This is a genomic window from Helicobacter sp. MIT 05-5293, assembly GCF_000765665.2.
Taxonomy (GTDB): domain Bacteria; phylum Campylobacterota; class Campylobacteria; order Campylobacterales; family Helicobacteraceae; genus Helicobacter_C.
The window spans coordinates 788,952-807,654 of record NZ_JROZ02000001.1; the positions used below are offsets into that span (position 1 = coordinate 788,952).

At 37.2% G+C, this 18,703-nt stretch carries 18 protein-coding genes and 1 other RNA gene; 5 read left to right on the top strand and 14 right to left on the bottom strand.

The features are described from left to right. Positions 1 to 8 precede the first annotated feature (8 nt). From LS68_RS04025 to LS68_RS04045, 5 genes are all read right to left on the bottom strand, one after another. Complete coding sequence (locus LS68_RS04025; RefSeq protein WP_034371793.1) at positions 9 to 791, bottom strand: thiazole synthase; 783 nt, start codon at positions 789 to 791, stop codon at positions 9 to 11. Continuing rightward, positions 788 to 2,230: a bifunctional ADP-dependent NAD(P)H-hydrate dehydratase/NAD(P)H-hydrate epimerase gene (locus LS68_RS04030; RefSeq protein WP_034371796.1), complete on the bottom strand. Its 1,443-nt coding sequence runs from the start codon at positions 2,228 to 2,230 to the stop codon at positions 788 to 790. The genes LS68_RS04025 and LS68_RS04030 overlap by 4 nt, the downstream gene beginning before the upstream one ends. A gap of 3 nt (positions 2,231 to 2,233) precedes the next feature. After that, positions 2,234 to 3,658, bottom strand: coding sequence for an acetyl-CoA carboxylase subunit A (locus LS68_RS04035; protein WP_034371798.1), 1,425 nt, complete (start codon positions 3,656 to 3,658; stop codon positions 2,234 to 2,236). A gap of 120 nt (positions 3,659 to 3,778) precedes the next feature. Then, entirely contained in the window at positions 3,779 to 4,297 is a 519-nt protein-coding gene (gene ppa / locus LS68_RS04040; RefSeq protein ID WP_034371801.1) for an inorganic diphosphatase, read from the bottom strand. A gap of 57 nt (positions 4,298 to 4,354) precedes the next feature. Then, positions 4,355 to 6,442: a TonB-dependent receptor gene (locus tag LS68_RS04045; RefSeq protein ID WP_052100405.1), complete on the bottom strand. Its 2,088-nt coding sequence runs from the start codon at positions 6,440 to 6,442 to the stop codon at positions 4,355 to 4,357. 127 nt (positions 6,443 to 6,569) lie between these two features. Between LS68_RS04045 and LS68_RS04050 the strand changes: the two genes are divergently transcribed. Further along, entirely contained in the window at positions 6,570 to 6,761 is a 192-nt protein-coding gene (locus LS68_RS04050) for a hypothetical protein (protein ID WP_034371804.1), read from the top strand. A 53-nt stretch (positions 6,762 to 6,814) separates the two neighbouring features. Here LS68_RS04050 and ssrA read toward each other — a convergent pair. The 9 genes from ssrA to LS68_RS04090 all read right to left on the bottom strand — a co-directional run bounded on the left by ssrA (position 6,815) and on the right by LS68_RS04090 (position 14,876). Next, positions 6,815 to 7,184: a transfer-messenger RNA gene (ssrA, locus tag LS68_RS04055) on the bottom strand. A gap of 3 nt (positions 7,185 to 7,187) precedes the next feature. Continuing rightward, positions 7,188 to 7,814, bottom strand: a complete 627-nt coding sequence (locus LS68_RS04060; protein WP_052100407.1) for a phosphatase PAP2 family protein — start codon at positions 7,812 to 7,814, stop codon at positions 7,188 to 7,190. A 29-nt stretch (positions 7,815 to 7,843) separates the two neighbouring features. Continuing rightward, positions 7,844 to 8,917 carry a tyrosine-type recombinase/integrase gene (locus LS68_RS04065; protein ID WP_034371807.1) on the bottom strand — a complete coding sequence of 358 codons (1,074 nt, stop codon included), beginning with the start codon at positions 8,915 to 8,917 and terminating at the stop codon, positions 7,844 to 7,846. Between the two features lie 314 nt (positions 8,918 to 9,231). Next, a complete protein-coding gene (locus LS68_RS04070; protein ID WP_034371808.1) occupies positions 9,232 to 9,651 on the bottom strand; it encodes a hypothetical protein in 420 nt (139 codons plus the stop codon). An 86-nt stretch (positions 9,652 to 9,737) separates the two neighbouring features. Continuing rightward, positions 9,738 to 9,878: a hypothetical protein gene (locus LS68_RS09570; RefSeq protein WP_158621818.1), complete on the bottom strand. Its 141-nt coding sequence runs from the start codon at positions 9,876 to 9,878 to the stop codon at positions 9,738 to 9,740. A gap of 263 nt (positions 9,879 to 10,141) precedes the next feature. After that, positions 10,142 to 11,359: an ABC transporter permease gene (locus tag LS68_RS04075; protein ID WP_034372036.1), complete on the bottom strand. Its 1,218-nt coding sequence runs from the start codon at positions 11,357 to 11,359 to the stop codon at positions 10,142 to 10,144. After that, a complete protein-coding gene (locus LS68_RS04080; RefSeq protein ID WP_034372033.1) occupies positions 11,356 to 12,066 on the bottom strand; it encodes an ABC transporter ATP-binding protein in 711 nt (236 codons plus the stop codon). Before LS68_RS04080 ends, LS68_RS04075 begins: the two co-directional genes overlap by 4 nt. A gap of 3 nt (positions 12,067 to 12,069) precedes the next feature. Then, complete coding sequence (locus LS68_RS04085) at positions 12,070 to 13,362, bottom strand: efflux RND transporter periplasmic adaptor subunit (RefSeq protein ID WP_034372030.1); 1,293 nt, start codon at positions 13,360 to 13,362, stop codon at positions 12,070 to 12,072. Continuing rightward, complete coding sequence (locus LS68_RS04090; RefSeq protein WP_138091002.1) at positions 13,359 to 14,876, bottom strand: TolC family protein; 1,518 nt, start codon at positions 14,874 to 14,876, stop codon at positions 13,359 to 13,361. Before LS68_RS04090 ends, LS68_RS04085 begins: the two co-directional genes overlap by 4 nt. Positions 14,877 to 15,040: 164 nt before the next feature. Between LS68_RS04090 and LS68_RS04095 the strand changes: the two genes are divergently transcribed. Genes LS68_RS04095 through LS68_RS04110 form a run of 4 tightly spaced genes read left to right on the top strand, consistent with a single transcriptional unit; the run spans position 15,041 to position 18,699 of the window. Further along, positions 15,041 to 16,549: a hypothetical protein gene (locus tag LS68_RS04095; protein WP_241993665.1), complete on the top strand. Its 1,509-nt coding sequence runs from the start codon at positions 15,041 to 15,043 to the stop codon at positions 16,547 to 16,549. Next, positions 16,542 to 17,147 (top strand): penicillin-binding protein activator LpoB, encoded by a 606-nt coding sequence (gene lpoB, locus LS68_RS04100; protein WP_034372027.1) that lies wholly within the window; start codon positions 16,542 to 16,544, stop codon positions 17,145 to 17,147. Before LS68_RS04095 ends, lpoB begins: the two co-directional genes overlap by 8 nt. 28 nt (positions 17,148 to 17,175) lie before the next feature. Continuing rightward, complete coding sequence (locus tag LS68_RS04105; RefSeq protein ID WP_034372024.1) at positions 17,176 to 17,748, top strand: LPP20 family lipoprotein; 573 nt, start codon at positions 17,176 to 17,178, stop codon at positions 17,746 to 17,748. 21 nt (positions 17,749 to 17,769) lie between these two features. Beyond that, positions 17,770 to 18,699 (top strand): LPP20 family lipoprotein, encoded by a 930-nt coding sequence (locus LS68_RS04110; protein WP_052100434.1) that lies wholly within the window; start codon positions 17,770 to 17,772, stop codon positions 18,697 to 18,699. Positions 18,700 to 18,703: the final 4 nt, after the last annotated feature.

Here is an 18,703-nt window from a genome sequence, read left to right on the forward strand (position 1 = left end):
TCCAGAATCTATGAAAGTTGCGCCATACCTTCAATAGGTGAGCTTGCACTTGCATAGGCTTTGCGTGGAATCCGACCTGCAAGATAGCTTTGACGCCCTGCTAAGACCGCGTTTTTCATCGCTTCAGCCATCAAAATAGGATTGCTCGCCATAGCGATTGCAGTATTTGTAAGCACTGCATCAGCTCCAAGCTCCATAGCGACACTTGCATCACTTGCGCAACCTACGCCTGCATCGACAATCAAAGGCACTTTGATTGCTTCTTTGATAAAGCCAATATTATAGCGATTTTGGATTCCAAGACCACTACCAATAGGCGCAGCAAGGGGCATTACCGCACTTGCTCCTGCATCTTCTAGTCGCTTTGCCATTACCGGATCGTCATTTGTATAAGCTAATACGCAAAATCCCTCGTTTGCAAGTGTTTCTGTTGCTTTGAGTGTTTCTAGCACATCGGGATAAAGTGTCTTTTGCGTGTCGCCAATGATTTCAAGCTTGATAAAGTCAATCCCTGTCGCCTCTTTGACAAGTCTAAAAAGTGTGATAGCTTCTTTGGCATTTACACACCCTGCCGAATTAGGTAAAAATTGTATAGGGGTATCTTTAAAGACTTCTAAGAGATTCTCGCTTTTATTGTCCATAATATTTACGCGTCTGACAGCCACAGTGATGATCTCTGCACCACTTGCGAGTGTTGCTTGTTTTGTCGTGGTGAAGTCTTGATATTTACCACTCCCTACGATTAAACGCGAAGTAAAAGATTTTGAGCCAATATAAAAATTATCATTCATAAATATTCCTTTTTATGTAATTTTGTAATGTTTTCAATTAAAAGTTGTGGAGTCAAAGCATAATTTGCGATACTTTCAATAGCAAGTCGTGAGGCAAGAGCGTGTGTCAATGAGCCTTGAATCGCTGCAGATAAGGCGTCATAACCTTGAGCAAGCAACGCACCGATTAATCCCGCAAGCACATCACCACTACCGCCTTTTGCCAAAGCCATTGAGCCTAAAGGATTAATAAATATTTCTTGTGATTTAGAAATCCACACATTTGCACCCTTAAGCACAAGCACGATATGGGGGTATTTTTGAGAAAATGCAAGCATTTGTTCGAATCGATTTTGCAGAGCAAGATGCCCGAGCTCACATATTTCAAGAAGTGAAGCAAATTCTTTAGGGTGGGGTGTCAGCACGATTTGCATCGTGTCTTCAAGGGTCTGTGCATTGAGTGTGGAATCTAAAAAATCTTTAATACAAGGTGTGTGAAAAATATCAGCATCAAGCACACAAGGGATTTGTTGTTGCTCAATCTGATTTAAGACTTTTTTTGCATTATCTTTACCTAGCCCCATACCTGCAGCAATCGCAGAGGTATTATGTGGTAAAGTCGAAGCGGACATTAGCTCAAAAGGGACAGAGTATTTGAAGTTTTCTTCATCATTAATAAGGCTCACAAGTCCCACTCCAAAATGCAATGCACTTTGCGCAGCAATAATGCTTGCTCCAATTTTCTCACCACTAAAAACAGCTAAATGCCCAAAATTACCTTTATGGACATTATGGCTTGAACGCAATGGCAAAGAAATATCGCAAGATTCTAGAAGCTTGATATTGGAGCTAATTTCGTAGTTTTTTGCTGAAAGTCCAAGATCCCCTACAAATAGTTCTCCCACATAATCCTTTGCAATATCACTTAAACATACGAGTTTGAGTGCGCCCATACACATTGTGTAATGAGCCTTGAAAATCACAGAATCTGGGTGAGATTCCATACTCAAACCGCTAGGAATATCGCAAACAATTCTGATTCTAGCAATCTTATTGGCTTGTTTGATAATATCTTTGACATAAGGTTCAAGCTCACCTCTAAACCCGCTCCCAAAAATACAATCCACAATCACATCACAAGGCAAGAGTTTTTTAATCCATTTAATTTCACATTCACTTGCTCGCTCATATGATTCTTGACACAAGGGAGATTTAGGCTCTTTGACTTGATAGATTCTGATATGATAATCCCCGCTTAACCTGCGAGCAAGCACATAGCCATCGCCCCCGTTATCACCCCCACCGCACAAAATTGTAATCACACTGCCTTTGTGCGTTACCTTAGCAATCAAAGATTCTAAAGCAAATGCGGCATTTTCCATAAGCAATTCTGATGTAAGTTTGAACTTTTCACACGCTCTTTTGTCTAAAAAATTAGTATTTTTATAGACATTTTTCATTATTTACGCCCCATATCTCGCACTCAAAGCAGCAACAATCACAGCGACTACATCATCTTCAGGTTTGCTTGTAGGGCTTGGCATTAATTCTTGCAATTTTGTTTCTAAATATGAGGTATCAAAGTGTCCTTGTCTGAAATCCTTATCATTGCAAATATTAATCAAAAAAGGAATGGTTGTTTTGATACCTTTAATCGTAAATTCACTTAATGCTCTTGAAAGTTTATTCACAGCAAGGTTATAACTTGAAGCATGAACGATGAGTTTTGCAATCATTGAATCATAATAAGGAGGAATCACATAATCTTTATAAATACAGCTATCCACACGCACAAAAGGTCCAAGAGCAGGGTAGTAGGTAGTGATTTTCCCCGGATTAGGGATAAAGTCATTATTGACATCTTCAGCATTAATACGCGCTTCAATAGCATAGCCTTGTGCGCGAATATCATGTTGGCTAAGATCGAGAATTTCACCTTGTGCAATACGGATTTGTCGCCCGATAAGATCATAACCTGTAACAGCCTCTGTAACACCATGTTCGACTTGTATGCGCGTATTCATCTCCATAAAATAAAACACACCATTATCATCAAGTAAAAACTCCACCGTTCCAGCATTTGTATATCCTGCAGCTTTTGCCGCAGCCACAGCAGTTACACCCATTCTACGCCGCAAATCATCGCTGATAGAGGGGCTAGGAGCGATTTCGATAAGCTTTTGATGCCGTCTCTGAATCGAACAATCCCTCTCAAGCAAATGAATCACATTACCATAATTATCTGCGAGAATCTGAAATTCAATGTGGCGCGGGTTTGTAATGTATTTTTCCATAAACACATCATCATTTTTAAAAAATGCTTTTGCCTCGCGCTTACAAGCATTAAACGCATCTTCTAAGTCTTCTTCTTTTTCAACCACGCGTATACCTCTGCCGCCTCCACCACTGCTTGCTTTAAGGATAATGGGATAGCCGATTTTAAGAGCTTCTTTAGCGATGCTATGGATAGAACGATTGTTAAGTGGTTCTGTGCCCGGCACAATAGGGATTCCGTTTTTTTGCATAATTGAGCGCGCAGCGTTTTTATCGCCCATTTTTGCGATCGTTTGAGAATCTGGACCAATCCATACAATCCCCGCATCTTGCACTTTTTTAGCAAATGCTGCATTTTCACTCAAAAACCCATAACCGGGGTGAATCGCATCAACCTCTGCATTGAGCGCAACTTCGACAATCATATCAGGATCTAAATATCCCCTTAAGGGATCATCGCTGATTTCGTAAGATTCATCTGCCATTTTGACATGCAAAGAATCCCTATCAGCACGAGCATAAATCGCCACGCTTTGGATATGTAAATCCCTACACGCTCGAATAATACGCACCGCAATTTCGCCACGATTAGCAATGAGAATCTTTTGGAACATTTTTAAACCCTTAGAATAAATTTCATTTATCATACTTGATTTGTTGTAATGGCTGGTTTAATTATGGCTTTAAAAAAGGATATTTTGTGTTGCTTTGTAGCGTTTTTCAACGCTACACATTTAATGGTAGGCTTTAACTGCCTTATCAAGAATTGCTTTAGCAGCGTTTTTGTCTTGATAATCTTTTACTTTTACCCATTTATTAGGCTCAAGCATTTTGTAAGTCTCAAAGAAATTCTTGATTCTGTCTAAAGTGATAGGAGGCAAATCTTGTAAAGACTGAATCTTGTCAAATGAAGGGTCGATTTTAGAGACAGGCACAGCAATCAATTTTTCGTCCATTCCACTTTCATCTTCCATAACAAGCACGCCAATAAGCCGTGATTTGATCATACTGCCAGCTTGAAGAGGATAGGGATTAATTACCAACACATCGACAGGATCACCATCATCAGCAAGAGTGTTTGGCACAAAACCATAATTTGCAGGATAAAACATCGCACCATACAAAATACGATCCACGACAACCAAACCGCTTTCTTTATCTACTTCATATTTTACATTAGAACCATAAGGAATCTCAATAATTACATTAATCTTATCGGGATTTTCGCCTACAGATACTTTGTCTAAATTCATACTTATCTCCTTAAATAAAAATCACAGGCGCAATTATAGCCAAAAAGCAGTGAATTATTATAACTTTATAATGATTTTAAATTTAGCATTAAAGCCGGGTTCATACAAAGGAATCCCAGATTCTTTAGCAAATAATTCCTTGAGCGGACTCATTTGATTAGTATAGGTTTGATTGGTGAGATTCAGTAATGCCAAAGACAAAATAACGCGTGATTTGATTTGATAATTAACATAAAGATTATGCGTGTTGTAGCCTTTTTTGCTTACATTTTCAAGCTCATTAAAGTAGAGATTATAGCCTTGAAAGTCAATACCCTCTACAAAGCGACTAATCCACAGAATCTCTAAAGAAGGCAGACTTTTGAAAGGAGAGGAGTGGATACTAAGATTATAGCTTCTTCCGCTATTTGCTCCTAGCTCAAAAGTATCGGTGATAGGCTTTTTATCATAACTCAAAAAACTTTGTGCGAGAGAAAATTCTATCTTGGCGTAGGTAAAATCCAAACCTGCCCCGACTTCATACCCAAGCACTTCTACAGGTTTTTCCATATTTTTTGATAAGGAATTATGCTCATCAACACCATTATTTGTGTAGTTATTGATAAAATTTTTGAGTAAAGAATAATACGCACTCCCTCGAAGGCTTAAAAAACCATTATCAAAATCGGCATCTATTTGCGTGTTTGACATATTTTCAGCCTTAAGATTGGAGCTGATAGTCGCATGAGAATTTGTAAGCAAAGACACATCAATAGGCATTGCCCCTCGTGTAGCATAATCATATGAGATTCTTAAACTCAAATCATTGATAGGTGTATAAAGCAGACTGATATAAGGGCTAAAGCCATTATTGGCATGTTGTTGTGAAAATTTATCTCGATAACTATACACATCATAGCGACTGCCTATATCCAAACTTAGAGAATCTAAAAGATTAATCTCACCTGCGATAAATCCTCCATAAACTGCTCCAAGTTCCTTTCCCGTATTGCCGTGATCTTGTTGATGATCAGTAAGATGGTAAGCATTAGAGAGAATCATTTGATAATTCAAGCCATATTTAAGAAAATAACGAGATGACGCGAAAGAATGTTTGAAAATCAAATCAGCCCCTAGATTCTGTAATGCTAAATCAAGAGGTGCTTCTTCATGATTATGATTATGTCCGCCACCACCAGTAGCAGGAGAATTTGTCTCACTGGTAGGATTCATAACCAATGATTTGTGTGTGTAATACATATTATATTTAAGAGAAAAATCTTGTATGTCATAGAGATAGGATAAGCCAAGATTATGTGCATTCAAGGTATTAGCATACAATGTCGGTGCAGAATCCAAAATCACATTCGCGCTATAAGGCGCAATCGAGCCAAGATTAGTAAAATGATAAGTTAGATTCATTGAGTGATGTGCGTTTGCCTGAAAATCAAACTTGAAAAGGGCATTGTGAGCTTTAGATTCTGATGATGGGACTTTTTGATGGTTACCCGCACGATAATAAGGCATATCCTCAAAATTATACGAAGCAAGCAAACCTAGTTTTTCTGCTAAACGCGCATAGGCTGCAAGAGAAGTATTGATGCCATAGTTACTCTGTCCGCCGAGTGCAAAATAAGCCCCATAATTTTGATTTTTCCCCAGCAAATCAAAGGCGTTTTTGCTCACAATATCAATCCCACCAGCCAAAGCACCTGCACCATTTTCAATATCAGCAAACCCTTTTTGAATCGATATAGATTTCACTAAGAAAGGGTCAAAAAGCATATTACCTTGATGATGAAAGATATTGCCATTTTGCATAATACCATCAAGCCTGACACGAAACATACGATCCTCTAAGCCTCTCACATAAAGTTTTTGAGCGATTTTTGCACCTCCGCCGACTTGTATTTCAGAATCTTTGACAAAAGTCTCGCTTAGATTCTGTGCTTGAATATTTTGTAAATATTGCGAATCAAAAACTTTAAGATACGAAGTTTCCTCGATTGCTTTATCGCTAGTGATAAGTGGAGAGAGTTTGACATTTTGGGATTGGGAAGGCAAATCAGCAGGTAAAGAATCTGCAAAAAAAGGCAGTATCATAAACGCATTGATAAATAACGCATTTTTAAAGGAAAAGAGAAAAGAATAATATGGAGTTTTCATAAGGATTAAAAACCTTTGGGTTAATATCGTGGATTGGGCAAGGATTATATTACATTTTATAAAATGTGTCAATACACTTTCTAAAATGTGATATAATACGATAAATTATCATCGCAAGGAGTTTGTTATGGAATGTCCTTATTGCAAACATTCACTGACCCAAAGTGAAGTGGTTTCACTGCTTAAAAGTCTTGATAAAGCTCGCAAAGACTGCGAAGTCTGTCATAAGTCATTTATTGGAAGTAAAAGTGCAAAAACTTGCTCAAGTGCTTGTCGCTCTAAAGCATACAGAATCCGTAAAGCCACACAGATTCACTAATTTACCAAAATAAGATGATTTAAGAATTTGGATAAAAAGTAGGTTAGTTAGAATGGTGGAGCTGTGGGGAGTTGAACCCCAGTCCAAAAGTTTGAGTCTTCTTAAGATTCTACATGTTTAGCGGGTGTTAAGAATCTTTTTACGGGTTGTTTAACACCCCAAAAACACAAATCCCGCAAGCAACCTTCATCTTTTCTCTACTCTAAGGCATCAAGAAGAGAGCATCTAGCTGTGATGACAGCTCAAAATAATCGCTAGAATCTTATCTTAAGCCGGCTCCAAAAATGGATAAACTTACGCTACTTTTGCGTAAGCTGGAGCGTAATTTGCATTGTTTGCGTTTAATTTAATGGCAGTTTGAGAGCTTTGCCACGCTCACATGCACTTAAGTCTCACAACTCCTGTCGAAAGCCAATCAGCCCCATTTCAAGCATTGTTTTCTTGAAGTGAGGGATTATAATCCTTATCGCTCATTTTGTCAATAGAATGATGAGTTTTTTTCAGAATCCACAACAACACAAACCCCGATCCTAAACCTAACAAAGCTCCGCAAATCACCTGTGTAGGAGTATGCCAAGTGCTGTAGATTCTCGAATACCCCACCAAAAGAGCAAGAATCAAAAGTAAAATTTTCCACTTCATACTGCAATAAATCCACCCAAAGGCGACAACGATAAAAGCCGCTGTTGTATGTCCGCTAGGGAATCCCTTAAACTCTCCATTTATGGGGCGTTTGGCAATTTGCACAAATGACATAATACTTTCAGAATCTCCATAATACGCAGCGAGAAAAGCAAAGCCCATTTTGCAACCAAAAGCAATGCCCAAGACTATCACGCAAGTGATAATAAAGTCCCTTAAAAGTATGTATTTTTTTTGAACAAGCAGTAATAATCCTACAAAAATAGGCATAAGACGAAAAATATCACCATAAATTTCAAAATTCCACAGACATAAAATTACTGCAATAGCGATACATACGATGTATAGCGACCATTGAATCTGTTTTTTATATTTATAAAAGCGACAAGTCTGACAAGAGGCATCATTCATTAAGAATCCTTTGTTTTAAGTAAAAATAATCAAGGCGTAATTGTATCCATAATGCTTGCCACTTCACGCAAACGCTCTTTATCAAAATGCGTATAGATACGGCTTGTATTAAGATTGGCATGTCCTAAGGCTTCTTGCACCATAATAAGATCGTGTTTTTTTTGATAAAGCAAGGTCGCAAAAGAATGTCGGAGCATATGCGCGCCATTTTTTTCTTTCCTAATACCTGCTTCCAATAGAATCTTCTCTACATTTTGGTAAATATAACTTTGCGTGAGTGCTTCACCCTTAGAATTACAAAAAAGCAAATCGTATTGAGGCGAAAGACTTGAGCGTTGAGTGAGCCATGATTGGAGTAGGGTATCGATATGGAATCGCCGTATCATCACCACGCGTGGCTTATTGCCTTTACCTCGAATCTGCAAAAGATAACAATCTTGTGAGGGTAAAATATCTTTAAGGTGAAGATTCAAAGCCTCACTCACACGAATGCCGGTATAAACAATCAGTTTGATAATCAATTTGTTGCGTGAGGCGATTTTTGGGCTAAGTTTGGCATTATCAATTGCGCTAAGAAAAGATTCTAACTCTTTTTCATTCAAAAACGCTGGGAGTTTTTGACCACTTTTACCTTGCAAAGCATTGATTTTCAGAGTGATATTATAAACATACGAAGTGCCATTTGTTTCATTTTGCTTATCGATATAACCAAAAAATCCAATCAGGGCGATGCGATAATTTTTCTTGCTCGCAATCGCAAGTGAGCTTGTCTCAACGCTCAAAAAGTCATTGAGAATCTCTTCATCAATCTCTTCCATTTTTTGAATCGGCAATTGCTTTAGATAGGCATAAAGCTTAATAAGAGGTGTGGTGTAGGTGTTAATCCCAATCAACCCCGCTTTCCGTGCGTTTTTACAAATACGCTCTAAATGCGCAATATTCATATCTTGCATTGTATTAAGTTCATTGATCGCATTAAGAATGGTGTTTTTGTCATTAACTTGATGATTAGATAAAGTCGTGAGTTTATAACGCATAAAACGCGTGATCCAAAATAACAGATTAGATTCGAAATCGCTTTTGAGATTAAGCGCGTATTTCATTGAAAATATCCTTTAAGTTTCTAAGATTCTAAAAATTTTATTATATCGAAAAACGCTTTATTATTATGCGTTTGTATTAGGGGGTTTATATATAATAGTTTGAAAAGTGCAGTTTTCATAACTAAATATTCTTATGATTGTGCGGCTACATCAATCAAATGTTTCCTTTAAATAGAATATATTCAAAGATGAGTGATTATAACTTTTTGGCAAGGAGATTATAACATAAACCTTAGAATAAATGATGCGGAGGATTAAAGCTTTTGGCATCTATGTGCTATAAAAGCACATAGATTAAGGTAGGTTTGCCTCATTTATTTTGGATCAAACTTTAGCGTTTCTTCAGCAAATGCTTTTTTCTCACTTCTAGATAAGCCATTCTCAAGAATTACTTTGCAATAAAAATGGTTATTTTCTTTGCTTGTTTCTGCCCATTTATAATTAAATGTGCTAAGTTTTTCATTTTTCTTTGCGTCAAATTCTCGTAATTGATTAAGAACTTTTTCTTTCCTAAGAATCACTTGTTCAGTCGACTCATCTACATCTACATCATTATAGCCCTTATAGACGATTTTATTCTTGATGTAGAAATCCTTGCAATTCGGTGCGTATTTTTTAGCATTTTCTCCGATTTTTGTATCTGACACCATTCCAGCAATCCCTACTACACTGCTACAAGCAGACAATAAAACTAGTATACTTGCACTAAAGGCTACTATCCCAACTTTTCTCATTTTAACTCCTTTGTATTTTTAAAATTAACCAATCTTAAATTATAACTCAAAAACTCATAATAAGCTCCTGTAACTTAAGATTAGTTTCAGCCTGGGGGGGGGGAGGGGAGTAATATCTTTTTATTAGCTTTCTTATTAGATACCACATCATCAGCAAGATTTTCCGCCGGATTGATAATATCGCCAAACAAATCTTTTTGTATTTGTGGTTCATCAATAGATTCCACTTGCTTCTCCCCCTTTTTAACTTTCCTTGAAAAACTATATTTTAACACAAAAATGGGCTAATTTTCTAATTATTTAATATAATAATAAATGAAAGTTAATTTAATACTTAATAATACATTTTTTCGCAATCTATCCTTTTAATAAATCTTACACTAACCTATTTCAAGTAAATACAAGACTTCTAAAACAAATTTATAAAAACAAAATTAAAATGGTGTTTTGAGCTCAAAAAGCCCTAAAATTGGCTGATGCTGATTTAAAATCATTCATGTCTTAAGGCATCAATGGGATTAAGCTTAGAAGCCCTTGAAGCAGGTAAATATCCAAAAAGCACACCGATAAAGGCTGAAAATAAAAACGCGACAATAGCCGTAGGAATATCGAAAATAAAGGGAATTTGCATAGAAATACTAAGAATCCACGAAGCAAAAAATGCCCATATAATCCCAATAATGCCTCCAAATGAGCTTAAAGTAATAGATTCAATCAGAAATTGCAACAACACTTCGCTTTGTAATGCTCCAATCGCCATACGAGTGCCGATTTCGCGTGTGCGCTCTGTAACCGACACAAGCATAATATTCATAATACCAATACCACCCACAATCAAACTCACACTTGCTATAAGGCTTAGAAGCACGGTGATTCGTTTTGTCGTGGAAGTGAGCGTTTCAGCAATTTGCTTTGTATCCATAATCTCAAAAGAATCCCTATCACCGCTACGCACATTACGCACTTGTCTCAAAGCTTGCGTGAGGATTGGCACAACTTCGTCAGAATCTACATTTTCTTTGATACGAATCATCAAGCGATTAATTGAATTAAGTGTCGCACTCCGTGAAACCGAGCGTGAAAAAGCTTTCATAGGAAGCAAAATCACATCATCTTGATCATTACCCATACCGCCTTGCCCTTTAGATTCTAGAATCCCGATACATTCACATACGATGTTGCTTAAGCGGATTTTTTTACCCAAAGGATTTTCATCAAGAAAAAGATTCTTTCGCACCGATTCACCAATCATACAGACATTGCTGCCTACGCGATATTCACTTTCTTCAAATCCCCTACCCGCTAAGGTGTCCCATTGAGTAACGATAAAAAAATCAGGCGTTACACCTTGTGCTTGAGTGCTTGTATTTTGAGCTTTGTATTGCAAAAGGACGGAAGTTTGTGAAATTGGAGCGAGAGCTTCGATATATCCAGTCATCAAAGCAGAGAGTGTTTGAACTTCTTGCATATTGAAATTGCGTCTTAGATTTGATCCACTTGGATTCATAACACGCGCAGGGAAAACAAGTAAAAGATTGCTCCCTAATGACGAAATATTATCGCTAATCATTTTTGTTGTGCCATTACCAAAGCTAATCATCACGACCACAGCACCCACACCAATAATCACACCTAACATTGTCAAAAATGCGCGCAAAAAATTGCGTTTAATCTGCCTTATAGCTAATACAAAGGCATTCCATATCATTCCTCACCCCCTAACGAAGGATTAGCAGAATCACTTCGCAAATTCCCGTCTAAAAAATGCAATTCCCTACTCGCATATTTTGCCATATCCGGCTCATGTGTTACCATAAGAATCGTAATACCTGATGTTTTGTTCAAATCTTGAAGAATCTCCATAATCTCAACACTTCGTTTTGTATCAAGATTCCCCGTAGGTTCGTCTGCTAATAAAAACAAAGGCTCTGAAGCAATCGCCCTAGCAATCGCCACGCGTTGCTGCTGCCCACCACTAAGTTTCGCACTTGTATGACTAGCCCAATCTTTCAAGCCTACTTTATCTAGGGCTTGTAATGCGATTTCTTCTCGCTCGTGTTTTTTCATACCTCGATACATTAGAGGCAACTCAACATTTTCTAAGGCAGTCGTGCGTGCTAAGAGATTAAACCCTTGAAAAATAAAGCCTATATAATTACGTCTAAGCAATGCGCGTTGATTCTGTGTAAGCTTAAAAACATCAACCCCGCAGAAAAGATACTCCCCACTACTCCCTACATCAAGTGTGCCTAAAATATTAGCAAGGCTTGATTTTCCCGATCCGCTTGGACCCATTAAGGCGACAAATTCACCCTTAGAAATCGCTAGATTCACACCTTTGAGTGCTTCAAAAGCACTTTCACCCTTACCATAGGTTTTACGGACATCTTTTAAAAGAATAAATTGTTCTTCCATAGATTATCCATTAATCTGCACGCCGGTAATGACTTCAGTATTTTCATCAATGCCATTGAGAATCTGTGTCATTGTCCCATCGGTGATACCCACTTCCACATCGACTGCTTGAGCCACTCCGTCTTTGAGAATCCATAATGTGCCTTTTTTGATTTCTTTTTCTTTCGTGTTAAAACGCGCTCTTGGTGGGCGAGGAGCAGAGGCAGTAAACATTGAAGCAACACTCGAAGAGGATTTCTTTTGGTTGTTTCTTTGCAAGGTTTTATTAAGGTCAAAGTATAATGCCGCATTTGGCACGAGCAAAGCATCTTTAGCTTGTGCAATCACAATATCAGCTGTCGCACTCATATCGGGACGAAGAAGCAAGGATTTGTTATCCACATCCATTTTAGCAATATAACTTACAATATCTGTCGAAGAGCTTGAGCTTGATGAACTCGAACTATCGCCTGATCCAAAATTCACACGATCGACTTTAGCACGGAATGTTTTGTCGGGATAAGCATCAACGGTGAAAGTTACATCTTGTCCTTCCTTGACTTTGCCTATATCAGCCTCTGAAATATTCGCTTTCAGCTGCATTTCTTCAAGATTCTCGGCGATTTCAAAAAGTGTGGGAGCTTGAAAACTTGCCGCGACACTCTGCCCTACTTCAACACTTCGCGTCAAAACAACTCCGTCAATGGACGATACAATTTGAGAGTTTTTAAGGTCAATTTTTGAGCTTTGAATGTTTGTTTGTATTTCAAGAATCGATGCTCTTTTGATTTCCACATCAGAACGGGCTGTCGTATAAGCAGTTTTTGCATTTTGTAATTCCAAAAGTGAGGGAGAATCGCCATTAGTCGCTTCATAAAGTTTGCGTAATTGATCATAATTCCATTTTTTATCGACTAGAGTTTGCTCACTTGCCTTAAGTTGAGCTTGAGCAGAGGCGAGTTGTGCCTCATATCGGGCGATTTGCTGATTAATCGTTTCGGGATTAATGCGTGCAAGCACCTGCCCTTGCGTTACATGATCATTTTCTTCAACTAAGACTTCAAGCACAAGCCCGGAAATCACACTACCTATCTCTACTTTATTCATTGGAGAAAGCGAACCCGAAGCGGAAATAGTAGATTTTACATTACCCCTTTGCACTTTGGTGCTATCAAATTTAAGGCTCGGCTGATGAAAATAACTAAAATAAACAAATAACGCAATAATGAATATAATCACTACCACAAGGGCTATCAAGAGCCATTTTGGAAGCTTCAGTCTCGTTTTTTTAGGGTTAAGTGTCTGATAAAGATTCATTGTTTTTCTCCATTATCTTGAGATGATTTATTATCGTTTTCTTCCTTTAAGGGATTAACTTGGGAAACTTCTGTATTTGATATATACAGATTCCCTCCGAAAGCTTTGAAAAGTGTGATGACAGCGAGAATCTCATTAGTTTTAGAAGTAAAAAATTGCGTTTGGAGATTCACAAAAGTATTTTCATTAGTTAAAAAATCATTCTTATCCAGTAATCCATCTCTATTTTTGCGCTTATCACTTTCGTAGGCTTTCAATCCTACATCAAGCACGGAAGCATTATTTTCTGTCTGCCGTTTTTTAGAATCAATATCAAAAAGTGCATTTTCAATCTCTCCAAGTGCTGTATTTATAGTATTTTGAAGCGTATAGTAAGCCTCTTTGCTAAGCTCTTTTTGAATCAGATGATTTTGTCTCAATGAGGTGCGATTAAGCAACGGCGCGGTGATTGCATTGGCAATTTGAAAGACTAATGAACCCGCCCCATTACTGCTATATAGAATCTCCCCTATCGAGCCATTAAAAGAAATTGTGGGGAATCTTGCCGCCTTTGCGTTGGTCTCTTTGTAAAGTTGAGAATGCAGTGCGTAAATGGTCGATTGAATATCTGGGCGTGAGAGCAAAACCTCGCTAGGCAAGGTATTTACATAGAATTCTTTGACAGAGGGCAAATCATATTGAGAATCCAAAAAATCAACCTTAGAATCTAGCTCATTTGCGCTGATATTTAGTAGTGTTAAAAGTGCGTTTTTATTTTGTTCGTAAGTATAAGAAAGCGTTTCGACATTGTTGCGCTGATTGGTCGTGTTTGCGACAAGCCCGCGATAAGTGCTTACATCAATCAATCCTAAAGTGTGCTTTGAGCTATTAATTCTAAGAATCTCTTCATGGTTTTGTAACATTGACTGGGCTGCCTTGAGGTTATAAGCATTCTCTCTTAAAGTAAAATACAATGTGCCTACTTCAGCTATGAGTGTAATTTGTGCGTATTGGAGGTTACTTTGTGCTTGAGCATAATCTTTTTTGCTAGATTGACGCAACGCATTGAGCTTGCCAAAAAGATCTAATTCCCAGCTTAAACTAGCAGTGGCATTGACAGAATTTGCACCGGGTTGCACACGGGTGCTTTCAGAAAGTGTGCGTCTATCAATATAGCTTGTATTGATGCCACCATTGATTGTAGGAAACATATTTGCGGTGCTAATTTTGGCTTGGGCTTGGGCTTGTTTGATGCGCGAAGCCATTGCTAAGACATTTGTATTTTTTTCAAGAGCAATCTCCACAAGACTATAAAGCATCTTGTCATCAATCAAATTTGTGAATTGTGAAAATGCTTCTATATCAGTTTGTGATGCTTTCTCTTGGAGGACGCTTGATTGAGCATTACGAAAAGATTCTGGAATATGATTTAAAGAAGCAATCTCTTGCGTGTTTGGAATCTTGGTCGTGCAGCCTACTCCGCATAATACACTCACAAGACATAAACTCCAACCTTTGAAAACTCGGGGTATCAATACTATCCTTTCAATAATAAAAATAAATCTTAAATTAAATGTCAAATATTATTCACAATGTGTGAAACTAGAGTGAAATATATTTTAAGAAAAAATTAAAGCAGTTTATCTAATAATCATTGCTTTGTTTTAATTTTTGATGTATTTAAATCTTAAGGAAATTTGTGAAAGATATACTAAAAAGACCAATGAGAATCGCAAAATTCTCATTTTACCTTTGTCTTGAGGGGATACTTCTTGCTATTTTGATTTTATTCGTATTTACTGCTTGCTCGCACAAAAATACTTTGGATACTTTCAATAAATACTATTACGAAGAAGACACACATAAAGCATACAAATATGCAAAATCTCAAGCGGGTGATTCGGGCGATGTATTATGGAATCTTCAGGCGGGTATCAGTGCATTTGAGATTCAAAATGAGGACGCTCACAATATCCTTGAACAAGGAGAAAATCTTTTTAGCAAATACGAATCGCAAGGATTGCTCGGAGGATTTTTTGACAATACCGGAGCTGTGCTTATTAATGAAAATGTCAAAACATATCGAGGTAATATCTATGAAGGAGTGATGTTTAACTACTATAAAGCCCTCAATGCAATGGCAAAGGGAGACTATGCCTTAGCAAGAGTGGAATTTAATCGTGCCAATGATCGCCAACGCAGAGCAAAAGACTACTTTAGAAAAGATATTCAAAAAGCTCTTGATGAACAAAAACAACAAAATGCCCAAGATGCAAATCTTAAAAATATTGATGTAAGTTCTTCTAGTAAATCTATATCTCCTATCTTGCACCAAAATTACTCTAACTTAAAAAATTTTAATGCCTATACAGGCTTTATTAATCCCTCTGTAAGTTATGTGTCGGCTTTATTTTTTATGTTAGAAAATGATTATAGTAAGGCAATGGATTTATACAAAGAATCTTATGGTATCAACAATGCTTCTGTTATTGTAAGTGATTTAGAAGTGCTCGAAAAGCGCAAATATGGCTACAATCAGTCAAAATATACATGGGTAATTATCGAGGAAGGACAAAGTGCGCAAAAAGTCGAAATTTCTCTTGATTTGCCTGCTTATCTTGTAAGTCATAATGTCTTACATGTTGGAATATCATTGCCAGAGCTTACTATGGGTCGCTTAAGTGCAAAAGATTATCGTGCTGTTTCTGCCAATAATCCCAGCATCATCTATCAAGCATCTGAAGTGAGTGATTTGGATCGCGTGATTGCTAATGAATTTGAAAAACAACTTCCATTTATCGTTACACGCGCAGTTTCATCGGCAGTTCTCAAATCCGTTACCCAATCCGTCTTGAGTGATAATTTTGGTATTTATGGAGCTTTGGCAGGAATGCTTTACTCAATTAGCACAAATTCTGCTGATATTCGTATATCCACAGCTCTACCTAAAAGAACAATGGTGATGCAGATTGCCCATAAGCAAGAAGATGTGATTATTGAATCTGATGGGAAACAACTTTACCATTTGCATTTCTTAAAAGATTGTAATAAAGGGGAAAATGTAGAAAAATCCGACAAAAAAATAAAAGATAAGAAAAATTCTAAATATTTCATTGTTTTATGTCAAAAAAATGATAATATCCTACACCTAAGGATAAAAAATAATAGCTCAAATTACCAAATTCTTAAAGGAGGTATAAGTGAATAAAAAAGTTTTATGTGGGGCAGTATGCAGTGCTTTATTATTAATCGGTTGCAGTAGCTCTCCTAAATATATTGATCCTGCGGATTCTAAAAGCTATACAAGTATGGGGCTTGATTATCATGATGTCGAAAAAGCTGCAAGTGATAGTGTCCAATCTTTGCTTAAAAGTGCTTATGTCAAGAATCTTTCTCGTTTAAGCTCACCTAAAGTCCTAATGATTTCAGATGTGATAAATGACACAATGCAAACCATTGATACTGATCAGCTTACACGCAAAGTAACTCGAGATATGCGCAATAGTGGAAAATTTGTCTTGACTCTTGCAATTGGAGCAAAAACAGACAAAAGTATTAAAAAAGCTCGCAATACCCGAGATGATGATGAATTTGACCAACATACGACAATCGAAAAAGGCACACTCAAAGCTCCAGAATTATCTCTTTCAGGAAAGATTGTGCAGAAAAATACCAAAGTCGGCTCTAAGCAACGCACAGATTATTATTTTTTACTCACTCTTGTGAATCTAAAAGATGGTCTTGTCGTGTGGGACGATGAAGTCAATATCATTAAAGTTGGCTCAAATAAATCAGTCAGCTGGTAATCTCAAATTTTATTTTAAGGAGTTCATAATGAAAAAAATACTTTTAGGAAGTGTAATAGCTGCAGCAATGATCGTTGGTTGTGCTAATAAGGACAATGCTTTGGGTGAAGGTGGAAAGAAAATTGATAAAAAAGCACTCCAAGCACTTAGTATTCAAGGTGCTCCAAATTGGGTGCTTAATGCAGGGCAAGGCGATATGAGTGCTGTAGGCGATGCTCCTATCATCAATGGTGATTTGGGTTTTGCACGCACAGAAGCATTAGCTCTAGCGCGTGATGAGCTTGCTCGACAAGTCGGCGTGGAAGTCAATAGTGCGCTTAGTCGTGCAGCAAAAGCAAGCACAAGCTCTTCAATGCAAAATTCACAAATTGAAACATTAAGTGAGCAAATTACACAACAATCGACTTCTCAACTACTTAGTGGGACAAAGCAAACAGATACTTGGATCACTCAAGATGCAAGCAGAGTTTTCGTGCTTCTCAAATTAAGTCCTGAAAATCAAGCTAAACTTAAAGCAAATGTGAAACAACAAATCAATAAGTCTAAAGTCCCTGCTGATATTAAAACTCAAGCTTTGAAGACTATAGATTCTGAATTCTAAAAATCAATATAGAGAAAGTAAATGAATCATCTTTGTAAAATAGGGCTACTCATTTTTACAATATTTCTATGGGGAGGGTGCTTAGGGAGTTCTTCCCTCACACCGCCTTCTTGGTTTGCTACTACTCCGAAAGACGATTCACTCTTTGTTGGCTTTGGCAATGCGAAGACATTAGATGCTGCTAAAGCCAATGCTTTAAGTGATATTATCACGCAGATTAATGTAAGTGTCCAATCACAATTTAATCTTAACACACAGCGTCAGAATAGCAATATTGAATATCACTCAAGCAATGATGTGTGGCTAGATAGCTCTAATATTGAAATCGGTAGTGTCCAATACACCAAAAATGAATTCAAAAATAATCTCTACTATGTCCAAGCACAGATTCCCAAAACTGCGCTTATTAAACAATTTCAAACAAAATTTAACAATCTCTACAATATGCTCAATGCAAGTAAAATTGGTCAATGCCAAGCACTCTCTGCAAAAGAATTTGCCCTACTTTCACAAAATATTGAGAATCTTCAGCTGTATGCCTTGTATTTAGAGACTTTAAATCAATCTACCCAAGATCTCTCAAAATTTGAGAATCTTTTAGCGCAAAATTCACCCTTACCTCAAGCAAAACTACTCATAAATAGCAATGATACAAGTTCTGTGATTAAAGAAATGATTAAAAATGATATGATCAAGGAATATGGACATTTTTATGCTATTGATGCAAATGCAAAAAACACACTCAAAAATGATGTCATAATTAGCACTAATGGCAAAGAAGTAAAAATTGAAGTAACACTTACTATTTTGGATTGCAAAAACAATCCATCTTTTAGCACAAGAGTTACACACACCCATAGTGCATCAAAACAATACGATGCGTTGCGTTTTGCTTCTCAACGAGTAAGCGTTCAGCTTTATAAACAAATCCAAGAATGGATTGAGCGTTAAGGCA